17 protein-coding genes and 1 pseudogene are annotated in these 16,266 nt (G+C 70.6%); 11 read left to right on the top strand and 7 right to left on the bottom strand.

Annotated features, from left to right (window positions below; genetic code table 11):
- The 5 genes and pseudogenes from VS93_RS23710 to VS93_RS23690 form a co-directional block, all read right to left on the bottom strand.
- On the bottom strand, window positions 1-763 hold a 763-nt coding region (locus VS93_RS23710; RefSeq protein ID WP_449353800.1), incomplete at its 3' end, for a fluoroquinolone export ABC transporter permease subunit.
- Window positions 760-1,622 (bottom strand): annotated as a pseudogene (locus tag VS93_RS23705) (ABC transporter ATP-binding protein). The pseudogene VS93_RS23705 and the gene VS93_RS23710, both read right to left, overlap by 4 nt.
- Before the next feature lie 58 nt (window positions 1,623-1,680).
- On the bottom strand, window positions 1,681-2,262 hold the full coding sequence (locus tag VS93_RS23700; protein ID WP_046472083.1) for a TetR family transcriptional regulator: 582 nt from the start codon (window positions 2,260-2,262) through the stop codon (window positions 1,681-1,683).
- Window positions 2,263-2,381: 119 nt separating this feature from the next.
- Window positions 2,382-3,044, bottom strand: coding sequence for an O-methyltransferase (locus tag VS93_RS23695; protein ID WP_046472087.1), 663 nt, complete (start codon window positions 3,042-3,044; stop codon window positions 2,382-2,384).
- A gap of 51 nt (window positions 3,045-3,095) precedes the next feature.
- Window positions 3,096-3,809 (bottom strand): metal-dependent hydrolase, encoded by a 714-nt coding sequence (locus VS93_RS23690; protein ID WP_046472082.1) that lies wholly within the window; start codon window positions 3,807-3,809, stop codon window positions 3,096-3,098.
- A 249-nt stretch (window positions 3,810-4,058) separates the two neighbouring features.
- Between VS93_RS23690 and VS93_RS23685 the strand changes: the two genes are divergently transcribed.
- The 10 genes from VS93_RS23685 (at window position 4,059) to VS93_RS23640 (ending at window position 13,366) form a co-directional block, all read left to right on the top strand.
- The gene (locus tag VS93_RS23685) at window positions 4,059-5,918 is read left to right on the top strand and encodes an ABC transporter substrate-binding protein (protein WP_046472081.1); all 1,860 of its coding nucleotides are present in this window, start codon (window positions 4,059-4,061) and stop codon (window positions 5,916-5,918) included.
- Between the two features lie 4 nt (window positions 5,919-5,922).
- Entirely contained in the window at window positions 5,923-6,972 is a 1,050-nt protein-coding gene (locus VS93_RS23680) for an ABC transporter permease (RefSeq protein ID WP_236700702.1), read from the top strand.
- Window positions 6,969-7,889: an ABC transporter permease gene (locus VS93_RS23675; protein ID WP_046472079.1), complete on the top strand. Its 921-nt coding sequence runs from the start codon at window positions 6,969-6,971 to the stop codon at window positions 7,887-7,889. Before VS93_RS23680 ends, VS93_RS23675 begins: the two co-directional genes overlap by 4 nt.
- Window positions 7,886-8,938 (top strand): ABC transporter ATP-binding protein, encoded by a 1,053-nt coding sequence (locus VS93_RS23670; protein ID WP_046472078.1) that lies wholly within the window; start codon window positions 7,886-7,888, stop codon window positions 8,936-8,938. The genes VS93_RS23675 and VS93_RS23670 overlap by 4 nt, the downstream gene beginning before the upstream one ends.
- Window positions 8,935-9,954 (top strand): oligopeptide/dipeptide ABC transporter ATP-binding protein, encoded by a 1,020-nt coding sequence (locus VS93_RS23665; RefSeq protein WP_156184989.1) that lies wholly within the window; start codon window positions 8,935-8,937, stop codon window positions 9,952-9,954. Before VS93_RS23670 ends, VS93_RS23665 begins: the two co-directional genes overlap by 4 nt.
- Before the next feature lie 117 nt (window positions 9,955-10,071).
- Window positions 10,072-10,425, top strand: a complete 354-nt coding sequence (locus VS93_RS23660) for an ArsR/SmtB family transcription factor (RefSeq protein ID WP_046472085.1) — start codon at window positions 10,072-10,074, stop codon at window positions 10,423-10,425.
- Between the two features lie 97 nt (window positions 10,426-10,522).
- On the top strand, window positions 10,523-11,575 hold the full coding sequence (locus VS93_RS28640) for a metalloregulator ArsR/SmtB family transcription factor (RefSeq protein WP_082127147.1): 1,053 nt from the start codon (window positions 10,523-10,525) through the stop codon (window positions 11,573-11,575).
- Between the two features lie 326 nt (window positions 11,576-11,901).
- Complete coding sequence (locus VS93_RS23650) at window positions 11,902-12,273, top strand: ArsR/SmtB family transcription factor (RefSeq protein ID WP_046472077.1); 372 nt, start codon at window positions 11,902-11,904, stop codon at window positions 12,271-12,273.
- Entirely contained in the window at window positions 12,266-13,153 is an 888-nt protein-coding gene (locus VS93_RS23645) for a permease (RefSeq protein ID WP_046472076.1), read from the top strand. The genes VS93_RS23650 and VS93_RS23645 overlap by 8 nt, the downstream gene beginning before the upstream one ends.
- Window positions 13,154-13,186: 33 nt before the next feature.
- Window positions 13,187-13,366, top strand: coding sequence for a hypothetical protein (locus tag VS93_RS23640; protein ID WP_046472075.1), 180 nt, complete (start codon window positions 13,187-13,189; stop codon window positions 13,364-13,366).
- Window positions 13,367-13,666: 300 nt separating this feature from the next.
- Here VS93_RS23640 and VS93_RS23635 read toward each other — a convergent pair whose 3' ends face one another.
- Entirely contained in the window at window positions 13,667-13,999 is a 333-nt protein-coding gene (locus VS93_RS23635; RefSeq protein WP_394298847.1) for a hypothetical protein, read from the bottom strand.
- Window positions 14,000-14,125: 126 nt separating this feature from the next.
- On the opposite strand from VS93_RS23635, the gene VS93_RS32665 reads away from it, so the two are divergent.
- Window positions 14,126-14,770, top strand: a complete 645-nt coding sequence (locus VS93_RS32665; RefSeq protein WP_046472074.1) for an arsenate-mycothiol transferase ArsC — start codon at window positions 14,126-14,128, stop codon at window positions 14,768-14,770.
- A gap of 7 nt (window positions 14,771-14,777) precedes the next feature.
- Here VS93_RS32665 and VS93_RS23625 read toward each other — a convergent pair.
- On the bottom strand, window positions 14,778-16,266 hold a 1,489-nt coding region (locus VS93_RS23625), incomplete at its 5' end, for a carboxylesterase/lipase family protein (RefSeq protein WP_338022787.1).

Here is a 16,266-nt window from a genome sequence, read left to right as displayed (position 1 = left end):
CGGCGCTCCGGGCGGGCGCCCCCGCGCGCTGCCGCGCCGCACGCGCGAACTCGGTGCGCAGTTGGCGCACGGCCACCGCGGCCAATGCCGCGCACCAGGCCAGTAGGTAGCCGGCCGCCGGCGCGAGCCCTCCGGCATGGGCGTGGACCGCCTCGGGCGTGATCCCGAGCCGCATCAGCTCCGCGGCCGCCGTGGTCGGCACGGCGAATGCGGCCGGATGGGCGAGCGGCCCGGCCAGGTATCCGAGCGGGACCGCGATGAGCGGCACCATCGGCAGCGGCACCACCACCAGGAACCGCATCAGCTCCGGCGTGCGTGCCGCGACGGCGATCGCCAGGGTGAGGAACAGCAGTGTCGCGAGTCCGACCCCGAGCAGCACGGGCAGCAGCACCGCAGGCACCGCGGTCACCGTGTCGATCCGGCCGCGCGCGGCCACCAGCGCTATGGGCGCCGCGGAAAGCACCGAGAGGCCGGCCAGCGTCACCAGTTTCGCGGCGAGGTATTCCGCTGTGCGCAGAGGCGTCATCGCGATGGCGGCCCGCGCGCCCTCGGTCCGCTCGAACATCAGCAGCCCGGCGATGAGCAGCGCGCCGAACGTGGCGGTGTCGACGAGCAGCAGGAACGGGGCGGCGGCCGCCGCCGGTGCGGGCAGGACCGCGAGCACCGCCGTCCACACGACGGTGAGCCCGGCCGCGACCGCGATGATCCCGTAGCGCAGTTGGACGCGCAGCTCCAGAGCGGTCGCCGCCACCAGCCGGTTCAAAGTCTGTCCCTGGTCACGGCGGCGAATACCTGGTCCAGTGAGGCCTCGCGGGTGTGGATGGTCTCGACCGCGTTGCCGCGTGCCAGCTCGGCGAACGCCGGATCGGTGGCGATCGTGTCGACGTCGAACTCCTGCTGGGCCAGCCGGCCGTCGGTCCGGTACTCGACGAGCACACCGGGGCGCCCGTGGGTGAGTTTGAACCCGCGCGGGGTGTCCACGGCGGCGATACGCCCCTGGGCGACGAAGGCCACCCGGTCGCACAACCGGTCGGCCGTCGCCATGTCGTGCGTGGTGAGGAAGACGGTGCGGCCGGCCTCGGCCTGGGCCCGGATGAGGTCGCGGATGTCCGCGGCGTGCACGGGGTCCTGGCCGGAGGTGGGCTCATCCAGGAACAGCAGCTCGGGACGGTTCATCAGGCGCGGGCCAGGTTGAGCCGCAGTCGCATGCCCTTGGAGAAGGTGCCGACCCGCCGGTCGGCGGCATCGCCCAGGCCGACCAGGTCGAGGAGGCGGGCGGGCGACTCCGTGCGGCCCGTGTATAGCCGGGCGAACGAGGCGAGGTTCTCCCGCGCGGTGAGCTTGCTGAACTGGGCCGGGAGTTCGAAGCCGACGCCGATGCGCTCGTAGTAGTCGGAACGCCAGTCCTGGAGCGGGCGACCGAGAACCTCGGCCCGCCCCCGGTAGTGGCGCAGCAGCCGGGTGAGCACCTTCTGCACGGTGCTCTTGCCCGCCCCGGACGGGCCGAGGAAGCCGAAGATCTCACCGGGGCCGACGCTGAAGGACATGTCCTCGACGGCGTCGGTGGCGCTGCCCTGGTAGCGGACCCGCAGTCCGTGGACGTCGATGACGGGACCGGCCATGGCCAGGACCTCTTTCGGCGGTGCTGAATCGGATGGTGTGGGCCCGGCGGCGAAAGGGTCAGTCGAACTCGCCGCGCAGCACGGCGAACGCCTCGTCGACAAGCGCGGGAAGGTCGTCGGCGCCGTCGCTCTCCGCCCAGGTGGTGAGGGCTGTGACCAGAGCGGCGAGGCAGGCGGAGGCGATGACGCGCGTGCGCAGCGGGACGGGGGCCGGATCGTCCTCGCCGCTGAGCGCGCGCTCCAGCAGCCGCTGGGTCCGGTACTGGTTCTCCCAGAGCCTGGCCCGCAGCGCGGGAGTGGACAGCATGAGCCGGAGCCGGGTGAGTACCACCTCGCGGTCGGCGGCGCCGATCAGCGCGAGCTCCTGGGTGACCGCGTGCCGCACGCGGGCGGCCGGTGGCTCGTCAGCGGGCCGTGAGCGGATGAGCTCCTCGATCATCGGGTCGTACTCGTCCTCGATGACGACGTCTTCCTTGGTCGGGAAGTACCGGAAGAACGTCATGTGCGAGACTCCCGCCGCCTGGGCGATCTGGGCGACGGTGGTCTCCTCGTACCCCTTGTCGAGGAAGAGGCGCAGTGCGGCCTCCTGGATGGCGCGGCGGGTCCGGGCCTTCTTGCGCTCCCGCCAGTCGTCGCTCATGACGGCCCCCTGATGTTAGGGAGTAACACGTTATTCCCTAACATCAGGGGGTGCAAGCCCGGGCGCTCTTCGGCCCCGCCGGTATGCCGCGGCCCCGTGCGCTCAGGCGGACCGGTCCCTCACTCCTTCTTGCGCGCCAGTGTGAGGCCGTCGCCGATCGGGAGTACCACCAGCTCCACGCGCTCGTCGGCGACGGCGCGATCGTTGAAGTCGCGGATGCCCTCCACCGGCGAGGAGATCTCGGTCGGATCGATCACCCGGCCGTTCGAGAGGGTGTTGTCGACCAGCAGCACTCCATTGGGGCGCATGCGCGGGACGAGCTCGTCCCAGTAGTCGACGTAGCCCTCCTTGTCGGCGTCGATGAACGCCATGTCGAACCGGCGTTCCGTCGGGAGCATGCGCAGCGTCTCCAGCGCCGGGGCCAGCTTCAGCGTCACCTTGTCCGCCACGCCGGCGCGTTCCCAGTAGCGCCGCGCCACCGAGGTCCATTCCTCGCTGATGTCGCAGGCGAGCAGGGTCCCGTCGGAGGGCAGGCCGCGGGCCAGGCAGATCGAGGAGTAGCCGGTGAACGTTCCGATCTCCACGGCGTCGCGGGCACCGGCCAGCCGCGTCAGCAGTGTCATGAACGTTCCCTGCTCCGGGCCGATCTGCATTCCGATGCGCTCGGGGAACAACCGCTCGGTCTCGGCCGCCAGGTCGGCCAGGACATCGTCGACCGGGGCGCTGTGGGCCACCAGGTACTCGTGCAGTTCCGGGCTGATGGTTTCCGTAGCACGTGTCACGCCCATCAGCCTAGTCCCCGCCGGTTCGCCGCGTCGGGGAGGATCGGGCCCTCAGACCTGGGGCAGCATCTCCCGCCAGGGGAACAGGTAGACCGAGTACAGCACGACACCCACCGTGAGCAGCGGTGTGACCACGTTCCGCTCCGCCGGGCCGTTGGTGTCGAACCCTATGTTCTGGCCGACGCGGTACCCGGAAAGGGGCCACAGCAGCGGTACCCCCATGCGGGTGGCGATGTCCCCGGCGAAGTGCAGCAGGCACCCGAACGCCACCGCCAGGCCCATCCAGGAGTAGTCCACCCCGTTGGCGAACAGTGCCAGGGTGATGCCGGCGGTGAGCAGCGCGTTGATGATCTCCGAGGCCACCCGGTTCTTCTCCATGCCCAGGCCGAGCCCGTTGAACGCGATGCCGATCAGCAGGAACACGAAGATCTGCACGGCCAGTTCGGACCACAGCGCCAGGGCCTGCGTGATCGCCCCCATGAGCGCCGCGAAGAGCAGGGAATGGGTGCCGTTGCGGTGCCCGCCGAACAGCCAGTTGAACAGGGCGCTGAGTGCCTTGGTGGCCAGGCCGTAGGTCTTGGTGATGGTGGCGTTCTTGTGGTCGAGGTCGGGGATGAGCGCGGCGCCGGCGCAGACGAGCGATCCCGCGACGACCTCTCCCGGCCCGAGGTCGAAACGGACTCCGAAGAACTCCTGGCCCTGGACCAGGGGAACGACCGCCATCCAACCGACCACGCCGCTCAGCGCGTGAGAGTGCCCCATCATGGCGGAAACCGTAGCGGTTTCCGCCATTCCTCGCGAGCTGGCCGTTTTCCCCCCGAACACCCCAGGGTGCTCCTCCGGTTCCCCGGAGGCGTGCATTCGCCCCCGTTCCGCGCCGCTACGGAAGTATCGCACGCGATATGCGACATGAGCGGTGTAGGTCGTTGACGCTTTTCTGTCCGCGCTGGTAAACAACCAACAACCTGACGGTGCGTATCCCTCGTATCACACCAAACAAAAGGGCTGGACACCATGGTCATTCAGCAGGCGCCACCCGGACCGCGACCCTACCGCCCGTCCCGCCCTGGCCGTGCCCTACGCGGCTCGGCCGCCGCGGGCGCGGCGCTCGCACTGGCACTGTCCGCCATGCCGGCCCCGGTCCATGCGGACGAGGGGGACGCCGGTGGCGGAGACACCCTCACCATCGGCATCGGCCAGCAGGTCGACTCGTTCAGCCCTTTCCTGGCCCAGTTGGCGCTCACGACGCGCATCCACTCGCTCACCTACCCCACCCTCACCACCTACGACCCCGAGACCATGGAGCCCGCCCCCGAGCTCGCGGAGTCCTGGGACACCTCCGACGACGGACTGACCTGGACCTTCGATATCCGCGACGGGGTGGAGTGGACCGACGGCGAGCCGGTCACCGCCGAGGACGTCGCCTGGACGTTCAGCACGATGATGGAGGACAGCGCCGCCGCCACCGCCGGGGGCAACTACGTCGAGGGCTTCGAGGAGGTCACCGCCGAGGACGACAGCACGGTCCGGATCGAGCTCGAAGAGCCCCGGTCCACCATGCTCGCGCTCAACGTCCCGATCCTGCCCGAGCACATCTGGGCCGAGATCGACGACTACGGCGAGTACAACAACGACGAGGAGTTCCCGGTCGTCGGCAGCGGCCCGTTCGTCCTCACCGGCTACGAGCCGAACCGCAGCATCACCCTGGAGGCCAACGAGGACCACTGGCGGGGCGCACCCGGGTTCGACACCCTCGTCTTCCGCTACTACCCAGACAAGGACGGGATGGTCGAGGCGCTGCGCAACGGCGAACTCTCGTTCATCGAGGGCCTCACCCCCGCCCAGGCCGACGCGCTGGAGGGCGAGGACGGGGTCGCCGTCAACAACGCCACCGGCAACCGGTTCCAGGCGTTCACCATCAACCCCGGCGCCGAGACCCAGGACGGCGAGGAGTTCGGCGACGGGCACCCGTCACTGGCGGACACGACCCTGCGCCAGGCCATCGTGCGCGCCATCGACAAGGAGGAGCTGGTCGGCAAGGTGTACGGCGGCTACGCGGACCCCGCCACCGGCTACATCCCGTCCCGCTTCGAGGACTACACCTGGGCGCCCGACGACGGCGAGAGCCTCGACTTCGACCCGGACGCGGCCAACGAGATGCTAGACGAGGCCGGGTACGAGATGGGCGACGACGGCGTCCGGGAGTCCCCCGATGGGGACCGGCTGGAACTGCGGATGCACGTCCACAACGACCGGCCGGACTACGTGCAGGTGGGCCAGTTCATGGAGGAGTGGCTGGCCGAGATCGGCATCGAGGTCCAGGGGGAGTACGTCGACCCCGGTGTGCTCAGCGACGCGCTCTACGACGCCGAGTACGACCTGATCTTCACCGGCTGGCAGGTCAACCCCGACCCCGACTACGTGCTGAGCCTGCACACCTGCGACGCGTTGCCGGAGACCCCGGGCTCGATGCGCGGCGACGCCTACTTCTGCAACGAGGAGTACGACGAGCTCTACGAGCGGCAGTTCAGCGAGTACGAGGACGCGGACGCCCGCAAGGAGACCATCGGCGAGATGCAGCGGATCCTCTACGACGAGGCCGTCGTGAACACGCTCACCTACCCCAACGCCTTGGAGGCCTACCGCACCGACCAGATCGCCGACATCCAGACCCAGCCGGCGGAGGGCGGCCTCATCTGGGGTCAGGACGGGTACTGGGCCTGGTGGTCGGCCGAGCCGGCCCAGGGAGGCTCCGGGCTGAGGATCCCGGCCGGCGCGGCGGCGGGAATCGGCGCGGCGGTGGTCCTGCTGGCCGCCGGTGCCGGTTTCCTCCTCTGGCGCAGGCGCGCGGCGACCGCCGGCGACCGGGAGTGAGCCGGTGACGGCTCCCGCCCACTCCGAGGCTCCCGCCGGCCACGGCGCCGGGTCGGGGGAGCAGCGGGAGGGGATTGTCCGCGGTCTGCGCTACATCGGTGCGAAGCTGCTCACGGCCGCGGTCTCGCTGTTCGCCGTCATGGTGACCAGTTTCTTCCTGTTCCGCATCCTGCCCGGCGACCCCGTCAGATCCATGACCCAAGGGCGCGAGGTCACCGTCGAGCAGGAGCAGGAGCTGCGCCGCCAGTTCGGCCTGGACCAGCCGCTGTGGCAGCAGTTCCTCGACTACTGCGCGGGGCTGTTCCGCTTCGACCTGGGCGTCTCCTACCAGTACCGGATACCTGTCGCCGAGCTGATCGGCGAGCGTATCGGGCCGACGGTGCTGCTGGCCGGAACCGGGACGCTGATCGCGGCGCTGCTCGGCCTGGTGCTGGGCACCCGGGCCGGGTGGCGCCGCGGGTCGGCCACCGACCGGGTCAACACCGGTGTGGCGCTGCTGCTGTGGTCGGTGCCGTCCTTCTGGCTGGGCCTGCTGCTCATCGTGGTTCTGGCCTCCGGCGCCGGGTGGGTGCCCGGGCTGTTTCCCACCGGCGGCATGATGACCCCGGGCACCACCGGGCTCCTCGACGTCGCCCTGGACGTCGCGCACCACCTTGTGCTGCCGGTCGCCACGATGGTGGCGGTGGTCTACGCCCAGTATCTGATGATCATGCGGTCGTCCCTGCTGGACGAGATGGGGGCGGACTACCTCACCACCGCCCGCGCCAAAGGACTGCGCGATGCCCTGGTGCTGCGCAGGCACGCCGTCCCCAACGCGCTGCTGCCCACCGTCACCCTGATCTTCCTCAATCTGGGCCAGGTGGTGGGTGGCGTGATCCTCGTCGAGACGGTGTTCGCCTGGCCCGGCCTGGGGTCGCTGTTCTACAGCGGGCTCACGGTTCCCGATCTGCCCCTCGTGCAGGCCCTGTTCGTCCTCTTCGCGAGCGCGGTGATCCTGATGAACCTGCTGGCCGACCTGGTGTACCCCCTGCTGGACCCGCGGGTGCGGACATGAGCGGGCCGCAGCGCGAGCAGGTCCCGGTCACGGCCCGCGCCCTGGCCTGGGAGCGGCGCCGCCGCGCGCTCGCGGGCTTCTGGCGCGAGTACGCCAGGAACCGGGCCGGGCTGTTCGGGCTCGTCGGGCTGTCGGTGTTCGTGGTGCTGGCCGTCGCGGCGCCGCTGTTCGTGGATCCCGGGGAGCTCAGCGTCACCGGTGCGCCGGGCCGGGCCCACCAGCCGCCCAGTCTCGCCTACCCGCTCGGCACCGACACCTTCGGCCGCTCCGTTCTCGACCTGGTCGTCTGGGGGGCGCGGATCTCGCTCACCGTCGGTTTCCTGGCCACCGCGATGTCGGTCGCGCTGGGCACGCTCATCGGCATCGTCGCGGGGCACTTCGGCGGCTGGACGTCCGCGGTGCTGATGCGCGTCACCGACTGGTTCCTGGTGCTGCCCCCGCTGGTACTGGCGGTCGCGCTGGCGGCGGTGATGACCCGCAGCACGCTGACCATCATCATCGCCATCGGCGTCACCGTGTGGCCCGCAACGGCGCGGCTGGTACGGGCGCAGACCCTCGCTGTCGAGGCGCGGCCCTACATCGAGCGGGCGTGGGCGCTCGGGGCCGGGCACGCGCACGTCATGCGGCGGCACGTGCTGCCGAACGTGATGCCGGTGGTCCTGGCGCAGACCACGCTCCTCGTGGCCACGTCGATCATCGCCGAGTCGACGCTGGCCTTCCTCGGGCTCGGCGACCCCAGCACGATCTCCTGGGGCGGGATCCTGCAGGACGCCCGCAACGCGGGCGCGGTCAGCTCCGGCATCTGGTGGTACATGGTCCCACCGGGCCTGGCCATCGCGCTGGTCGCGCTGTCCTTCACGTTGTGCGGGCGCGCACTGGAAGGCGTGCTCAACCCCAAGCTGCGGGAGCGACGGTGAACTATCTGGAAGTCAAGGACCTGCGCGTCACCTACCGCGCCGGAGAAGGGGAGATCCCGGCGGTGCGCGGCGCCGGGTTCGGCCTGGCGCCCGGCAGCAAGCTCGGTGTGGCGGGGGAGTCCGGGTGCGGCAAGTCCACGGTGGCGCTGGCGCTGCTGCGGCTGCTGCCGAGGTCGGCCAGGGTCCAGGGGGAGATCCTGCTCGACGGCGAGGACGTACTCACCATGCGGTGGGGCCGGCTGCGCGCGGTGCGCTGGGCCGGGGCGTCCATCGTCTTCCAGGGGGCGATGCACTCGCTCAACGCCGTCCGCCGCGTCGGCGACCAGATCGCCGAGCCGATCCTGCTGCACGAGAACGCCACGCCGGGCGAGGTGTCCCGGCGGGTGGGGCGGCTGCTGGAGCAGGTCGGCCTGCCGCGGTGGCGGGCGAAGGCCTACCCGCACGAACTGTCCGGTGGCCAGCGTCAGCGGGTGATGATCGCCATGGCGCTGGCCTGCGAGCCGCGGCTGCTGATCGCCGACGAGCCCACGACCGCGCTGGACGTGATGATCCAGGCGCAGATCCTGCGCCTCATCGACCGGCTGGTGGGCGAGCACGGTATCAGCATGATGATGATCAGCCACGACCTGTCCGTGCTCGCCGAGACCTGCGACCGGCTCGCCGTGATGTACGCGGGGCGGGTCGTCGAGGAGGGGCCCGCGGACTCGGTGTTCGCCGACGCCCGGCACCCCTACACGGCGGCGCTGAGCTCGGCCTTCCCCAAGATCGGCGACCCGGAGTCGCGCCGCAACCCGCACGGTCTTCCGGGGGACCCGCCCGATCCCGCCGATCCGCCGTCCGGCTGCGCGTTCCGGCCGCGCTGCCCGGTAGCTGAGGAGCGCTGCTCCACCGTCGACCCGGTGCTGTGGCCGGTGGAGCCCGCTGCCGTCGGGAACGGTGCCGCCGGGAGGGCGGCGGCGTGCGTGCGGATGCTTCCCGAAATGCGCTCAGCCGGCGTGGCCGCGGAACCGGCGGAACCGAACGTGGCCGCACCGGAGGAGTCCCGATGACCGCCAACGCCGAACGGATGGACGCCGCGGCTCCGGCGGCGCTGACCCCGGTGCTCAGCGCCGAAGGCCTGCACGTCGCGTTCAAGGGGCGCGGCCGCCGGGGGAGCGCCCGCGCGGTCGACGGTGTCGACCTGGACGTGCACGCGGGGGAGATCGTCGCCCTGGTGGGCGAGTCCGGCTGCGGCAAGACCACCCTGGCGCGCGCCCTGCTCGGCCTGGAGAGACCCACCGCGGGCCGGGTGGCGTTCGAGGGGGAGCCGCTGCGCTACGGCATGCGGCCGCTGAAGACGTACCGGCGGCGGGTGCAGTTGGTGCTGCAGGACCCCAGCGGGTCGCTGAACCCCCGGCACACCGTCTACGACGCGGTCGCCGAAGGGCTGCGCATCCACGAGGGGCACACCGCCGACGAGCGCGACCGGGTGGCCGCCGCGCTGTCGCGTTCGGGGTTGCGCCCGCCCGAGCGCTTCTTCCTCAGCTACCCGCACGAGTTGTCCGGGGGGCAGCGCCAGCGCGTCGTGATCGCGGGGGCGCTGGTCCTCGAGCCCGAGGTGATCGTCGCCGACGAGCCCGTGGCCTCCCTGGACGCCTCGGTCCGCGGGGAGATCCTGGGGCTGCTGCTGCGGCTCCGCGACGAGCTGGGGCTCTCGGCGCTGGTGGTGACGCACGACCTCGGCCTGGCCTGGAACATCGCCGACCGGGCGGCCGTGATGTACCTGGGCCGGGTGGTGGAGGTGGGCCCGGTGGAGGAAGTGCTCGCCTCGCCGCGGCATCCCTACACCCGGGCCCTGCTCTCGGTACTGCCCGAGAGCGGCGCGGACTCTCCCGTCATCCTCTCGGGCGAGCCGCCGGACCCGACGCGTGTCCCCGCCGGCTGCCGCTTCCACGCGCGCTGCCAGGTGCTGGGGTCGGGGCAGGCCGACGCGGCCGGTGTCGCCGGCCGCTGCCGGAGCGAGGACCCCGGCGTCCTCAGCGGTGGCACCGCCACCCAGGTGGCGTGCCACTGGGCGAACGCCTGAGAGTGCGGCGGGCGCCTCCGTGCCGGGCCGGTGAACGCCCGGCCGCACCCGGACCCGCCGGATCGGACCGGGCGAACCGTGCGGGGCGGAGAGGATTACACTTCATGTGTGTCCCAGGTGCGATCTTCCGCTGCGCTCTCCGCTGCCGAACCGTCCGGTGCGGTTCCCGCGCCACCGCCCAGCACCGAAGCGGCGTTCGACGAGGAGGCCGCCGCCCTGGTAGCGCACCTGCTCAAAGCGATCGCCGACCCCACCCGGCTGCGCCTGCTCGCGATGATCCGGCACGCCTCCGACGGCGCCGCCTGCGTCCAGGACCTCGCCGACGCCCTGGACATAGGCCAACCGACCGCCAGCCACCACCTCAAGATCCTCGTCGACGCCGGTCTCCTGGTGCGCTGCAAACGCGGCAAGCACTCGTGGTACTCGGTCCAGCCCGAGCGCGACGAGCTCGTGCGCGGGCTGGTCGACTGACCACCGCTCCGCGCCGGTGGCAGAGGAGCCCGGAGTCGAAGAGCACGAGAAGTCGAGGCGCGTGGACAGGCGCCCGAGGCAACCGGAGAAGACCCGCATGAACCCGCAGGAGAGCACCGGCCGGCTGGCCACGGGAACGGCGAAGCGGCTGGCCGGGCAGCTGAAGAACCTGGCTGATCCGGTGCGGGTGCGGCTGCTGAGCATCATCGTGGCCGCGCGGCGTGAAGGGGTGAGCGCGGGGGAGGTCGCCGAGGCGTTCGACCTCACCAAGCCGACCGTGAGCCACCATCTCAAGGTGCTAGGCGAGGCCGGGCTGGTGACCCGGGAACGCAGCGGCACTCACATCATCTACCGTCCCACCTCCGCCGCCCGGCGGCTGCACACTGTGCTGCGCGGCATTCCCGGCGAGGCCGCGGCCGAGCGGGAGGAGGGGTTGCGCAGCGTCTTGGACGAGCTGGACGGCGGGTGGCGGCCGGCGGCGGAGGAAGCGGGCGCGTCGGCGCAGGTGCCCGTCGAGCGGCCGCTGCCGGGACTGCTGGACCCCGAGGATCTTCTCGAACGGGTGCAGGAGCGGCTGACCATCCGCTTCGCCGGAGTGTTCACTCCCGAAACCGTGCACCGCTACCTGCGCGACTCCTACGAGCGGCTGTCCCACAGCGCGGCCGTCACCGCGCATCTGCCGGCGCTGACCGAGCGCTTCGCCGCCGAGCGGCTGGCCTCGGTCGCGCGGTGTGAGGGCCTGCTGCACAAGGTGGTGCCCGAGGTGCTGTTCGTCTGCGTGCGCAACGCCGGGCGGTCCCAGATGGCGGCGGCCCTGCTGCGGCACCTGGCCGGCGACCGGGTGCAGATCCGCTCGGCAGGGTCCGCCCCCGGGGAGGGGGTGGACCCCGACGTCGCCGCTGTGATGACCGAGATCGGCATCGACCTGGGCACCGAGTTCCCCAAGCCGCTCACCGACGAGGTGGTGCACAGCGCCGACATCGTCATCACCATGGGCTGCGGGGACGCCTGCCCGGTCTACCTCGGCAAGCGCTACCTCGACTGGGAGATCCCCGAGCCGCTCGGTGAGAGCCGGCCGGTGATCCGGCTCATTCGGGATGAGGTGGACCGCAGGATCCGCCGCGAACTGCTCCCCGGGCTGCTCGGCTGAGTGAGTCGGGCGGAGACGGCTGCGTTGTGTGGTCGGTGAGGCTGGCTGAAACGTCAGGAAACGCCTGACAGCTGCGCTGCCTCCCAGCCAGAGAAACCAGAGGGGCGAATAAGACCACGCTGGCCGGAGCTGAGACGAGAGACCTCGTCCAAGAACACGTTCGCGGTCGCGGATGCGGAGCATATCGGTGCGGCTGACCCCTTCGACCAGTCAGTCAAGACCTCTCAGGCTCGCAGAGCCTTCCTGGCACTGCTTTTACAGTTCCCCCACTCCTAACACAGGTGAATCTGATTGACATCAGTGTTTACTGTTGATATCAACGAAGTATGGAGAGAGTGCTGGATGTGCAGCTCCTGCCTTCGGCGGAGTTGACGGATCGTGAACGCGCTCGGCTGTTGGTGCCCAAGCTCAAGGCACTGGCAGACGAGAACCGGCTGACCCTCGCACTGCTGCTGGCCGAACGCCCGCGAACGGTCAAGGAACTGCAGGAAGCCACCGGGATGAGCCAGACCCTGGTGAGCCACCACCTGGCGCCCCTGCGCGAGCAGGAACTGGTGATGGTCACACCACGTGGGCGGGCCAACGTCTACACGCTGTGCTGTGATCAGCTTGTGGGTCCGGTGCGCTGGCTGGCCACGCTGGCCGCTCTGACCCCTGAGGGAGCGGCCGCCTGCTGCAGCGAGGCAGAGCATGAATAGCTGGAGCGAGACGGCGCGCACCTTCGGGTTGATCACCGTGGAGCTCGTCGCGCTGTTCCTGGTCATCTCGTTCCTGGTGGCACTGGCCAACCGGCGCCTGGGGGCCAAGCGCATCCAGTCCTGGCTGGCTGGTGGGCGCCTCATCGGGCCGGTCAAGGGCGCGCTGCTGGGCGCGATGACCCCGTTCTGCTCATGCTCGACACTGCCGATGCTGGTGGGCATGTTCAAAGCCGGAGTGCCCTTCAGTACCGCTGCTGCCTTCCTGATCGGTTCGCCCTTGCTCAACCCGATCATTCTTGGCGCGGTCGGGTTACTGTTCGGCTGGTCGATCATGACCGGCTACGCCGTGGCAGCCTTCGGCGGAACCCTGGCGATCGCATTTGCCTGGGACGCCTTGGGGCTGGAACGTTTCGTCAAACGCGTTCGGGTCGAGGGTGCCGCCGACCATGAGGAACCCTGGGGTGGACTGCGCGCCGAAGCCCCGGGCGCCTGGCGCTCGGCACTGTTGGACTTCAAGCCGCTTGTGCTGCCGCTTCTGCTCGGCGTGAGCGTGGGAGCGGCCATCTACGGAGCGGTACCCCAATCCTTCATCGCCGGCGTCGCCGGCCCCGACAACCCGCTGGCCGTTCCCGTCGCCGCCGTGGTGGGCATCCCCCTCTACATCCGCACCGAGGCCGCCCTGCCCATCGGTTTGGCACTGACCTCGGCCGGGATGGGACTCGGCCCGGTCTTCGCCCTCATCATGGGCGGCGCCGGAGCGAGCATCCCCGAGGTCAGCATGCTCACCGCCATTTTCAAGCCCCGCCTGGTCGCGGCCTTCGTTGCCTCCGTGCTCGCCATCGCGATCGCAGGCGGATTCCTCATCCCCCAGTTCACCTGACCCACCCATAACAAAGAGTAAAGAGAAACACTCATGTCGAAGGGCAACACAATGCTCGGTCGCCTGTTCAACCGCGACAAGGACACCAGCAGCGACTGCTGCCAGGTCACAATCGTCGCCGACGAAGAGCCCACTGCCGCCGAAACAACCTCCACCACCGCGTCCTCCCAGAGCGAGCACACCAACACGGCCACACCCACCGAAGGAGACTGAGACCGAAAGACGGGTGGCTCCCAAGACCGGAAGCCACCCGTTTGGTCTATGTGCCCTCGTCGGCCTGGCCTCCCGCGCAGCCTTCGGGTTCTACCGACAAACGGCCCGGGCTCTGGTGCGGCTCCCATGCGGGCTCACCACTCTGAGTGGGCGACTACCCCACACAGCGCTCGCGCTCGGTTGCGCAGTGGCCTTGAGGCATTGCAGGGCTCACAGCGTGTGTATCGCGCCGATGGCCGCGCGCGGTTCGTCGCGGACATCGGCGGGGAGGGGAGCCGAGCCGGTCTCCTCGGAGACAGCCTATCGGCCCTCTTCGCTGATCAGGTAGCTGAGGAGGTCTTTGAGGAGCTCGGTCTCGCGCGGGTCGGTGTATCCGAGGCAGGCCACCTGGTAGGAGACCAGCACGATGGGGTAGGTGGCGGGTTCGCGGGTGTTGTAGTCCAGTTCCAGGGCGTGGTCGTGTTCGACGTTGCCTTCGCGCTGCAGTGAGGTTGCGACGATGGCGCCGGCCGATTCCGGGTCGAGTCTGACGAACTCCTCGCCGATGCCCACGCGGGCGGTGCTCATACCTTCGGCGAACGAGGCTTCGACATAGCCTATACCGCCTTCCCCGCTGCTCACGGACTGGGAGATCCCCGGGCTGCTCGGCTGAGGAGAACGGCTCCGGGCGGGGACGCCGTGTATGCATCATATCGACATCTATCGAATTAGTCTGGTATTAATGAGTTATCGCCGGGTGCCGCAGCGCAGGAGGACGACATGCACCCTCACCCATCACTTCCGGGGCTGGCCTCCGATGACGAGGTACTGGACCGGATAGCCCGCCGGGCGGCCGAGCGGTTCGTCGGCGTGTTCTCCGGACCGACCGTCCGCCGGCACGTACGCGATGCCTACCGGGCCCTGGCCCAAACGGCCTCGATCACGACCCACCTGCCGGTCGTCACGGAGAGGTTCGCGACGGAGCAGCTCACCGCGGTGGCGCAGAGCAGGGGGCTGCTGCCCACGCCCCTGCCCGAGGTTCTGTTCGTCTGCGACCACAACGCCGGCCGCTCCCAGATGGCGGCGGCCCTGTTCCGGCTCCGCGCAGGGGAAGGGGCCAACGTCCGCTCGGCCGGGTCGGCCCCGGCGGGCGAGATCGACCCGGTGGTGCTCCAGGCCGCGGAGGAGGTCGGGGCGGACCTCGGCGAGGACTACCCCAAGCCGCTCACCGACGCCGTTGTGCGGGCCGCGGACGTGGTCGTCACCATGGGGTGCGGGGACGCCTGCCCCGTCTACCCGGGCAAGCGCTACCTGGACTGGAACGTCTCCGACCCGCTTGGGCGCCCCCTGGACGAGGTGCGCGCCATCCGCAACGCCATCGACACCCGCGTACAGAGACTGGCCGGGGAGCTGCGCGCGGTTTAGGCGCGGCTCAGAAGTCGGCGTTTCGCCACAGGGCCCGGCTGCCGGTCCTGTCCTCGTCCGCGAGCAACCCGTCGGGGATGTTCCAGATCTTCACCGGGGTCGTGTCGGGCGTGGCCGCGGGCCAGCCGGGATCGCCGCTCGCGGCAAAGTCCGACCAGGCCCGGATCATCCGCCGCGACAGCTCCCGCTGCTCCTCCGCCGAAGGGCCGCCCAGGAAGAGCCGACCGGCCGTGCTGTCGAGGGTGCCGAAGACGAACGGCAGATCCAGTCCGTGGCAGGCGCGCAGCGCGCCGTCCAGCGCCGGGCTCTCCCAGGCGAAGCGGGACAGGAACGCCCGGCCGCCCGCGCGGGCGTGCTCCTCGCCGATCCGGGTGCTGTACTCGGTGAACAGGCCGTCGCCGGCGATCGAGTGGTAGAGATCCGAGACGGAGGCGGCGGTGTCCAGGCTGCGGTAGCCCTCGATGCCGTCAGTGGGCAGGCCGAAGGCCGCGGCGGCGTGCGCCAGCTCCCGCTCCCCGTTGACGGCGGGTGCGGCGTCGAGCGCCGTGAACAGCCGCCACTCGTGCAGCGTGTGGCAGAGCAGCAGGTCGAGGTCGCGGGTGGCGCCGGCGGCGATGGCGTGCAGAGGGGCGCCGGGCAGCACGTGACCGTCGATGACCGGAGCGTAGGGAGTGGCGGAGTAGTAGCGGATACCGGAGTCGGGATCCCCCCGGAAGTCGGCGATGACCTTTTCGGCGGCCGTGACCAGCTCCTCCGGTGGGACCGCGGACAGGGCATCGCGGGTGGGCGGCACCCCGGCCGCCGCGGCGATCCGCTCGCTGTTCTCCCAGGCGGCTTCCGACGAGAGGAAGTCGCCGGGAACGCTGTGCGCGATAGCGCGCCGGAACAGCCCGTGCGCCGATGGCATCGTCATCAGCGAGACGACCGAACCCGCTCCCGCCGACTGCCCGGCGATGGTGACGTTGCCCGGGTCGCCGCCGAAGGCGGCGATGTTGTCCCGCACCCAGCGCAGCGCCGCGACCTGGTCGAGCAGCCCGCGGTTGTCCGGGCAGCCGGGGAGGTGTCCGAAGCCCTCGAACCCGACCCGGTAGTTGAGAGACACGGCCACGAGTCCGGCGCGGGCGAGCTCGGCCGCCTCGTAGAGGGGGTCGGCCGAGGACCCGGAGAGGTAGGCCCCGCCGTGGATCCAGACGAGAACGGGGCGCTTGGCGACCTGCTGTTCGGGCGCCCAGACGTTGAGAGTGAGAATGTCCCCGCTGTCCTGCGGTGACCAGGACGGGGCGCCGGGCAGCGCCGGCCCCTGCGCCGGGATCGGACCGAACCCGGTGGCGTCTCGCACCTCCTTCCAGGGCTCCGCGGCCCGCGGACCCTGGAACCGGAGTTCCCCGAGCGGCGGTGCGGCATAGGGAATCCCCCGGAAGACCGTGGTACCGCCGGCCGCGGGAATCCTCTGGACCGGACCGCCGCTGGTGCGCACCGTGTGCTGCATGTTCACT

This window comes from Allosalinactinospora lopnorensis (genome assembly GCF_000981225.1).
GTDB lineage: Bacteria > Actinomycetota > Actinomycetes > Streptosporangiales > Streptosporangiaceae > Allosalinactinospora > Allosalinactinospora lopnorensis.
This window is presented reverse-complemented; position numbering and strand designations above follow the sequence as displayed.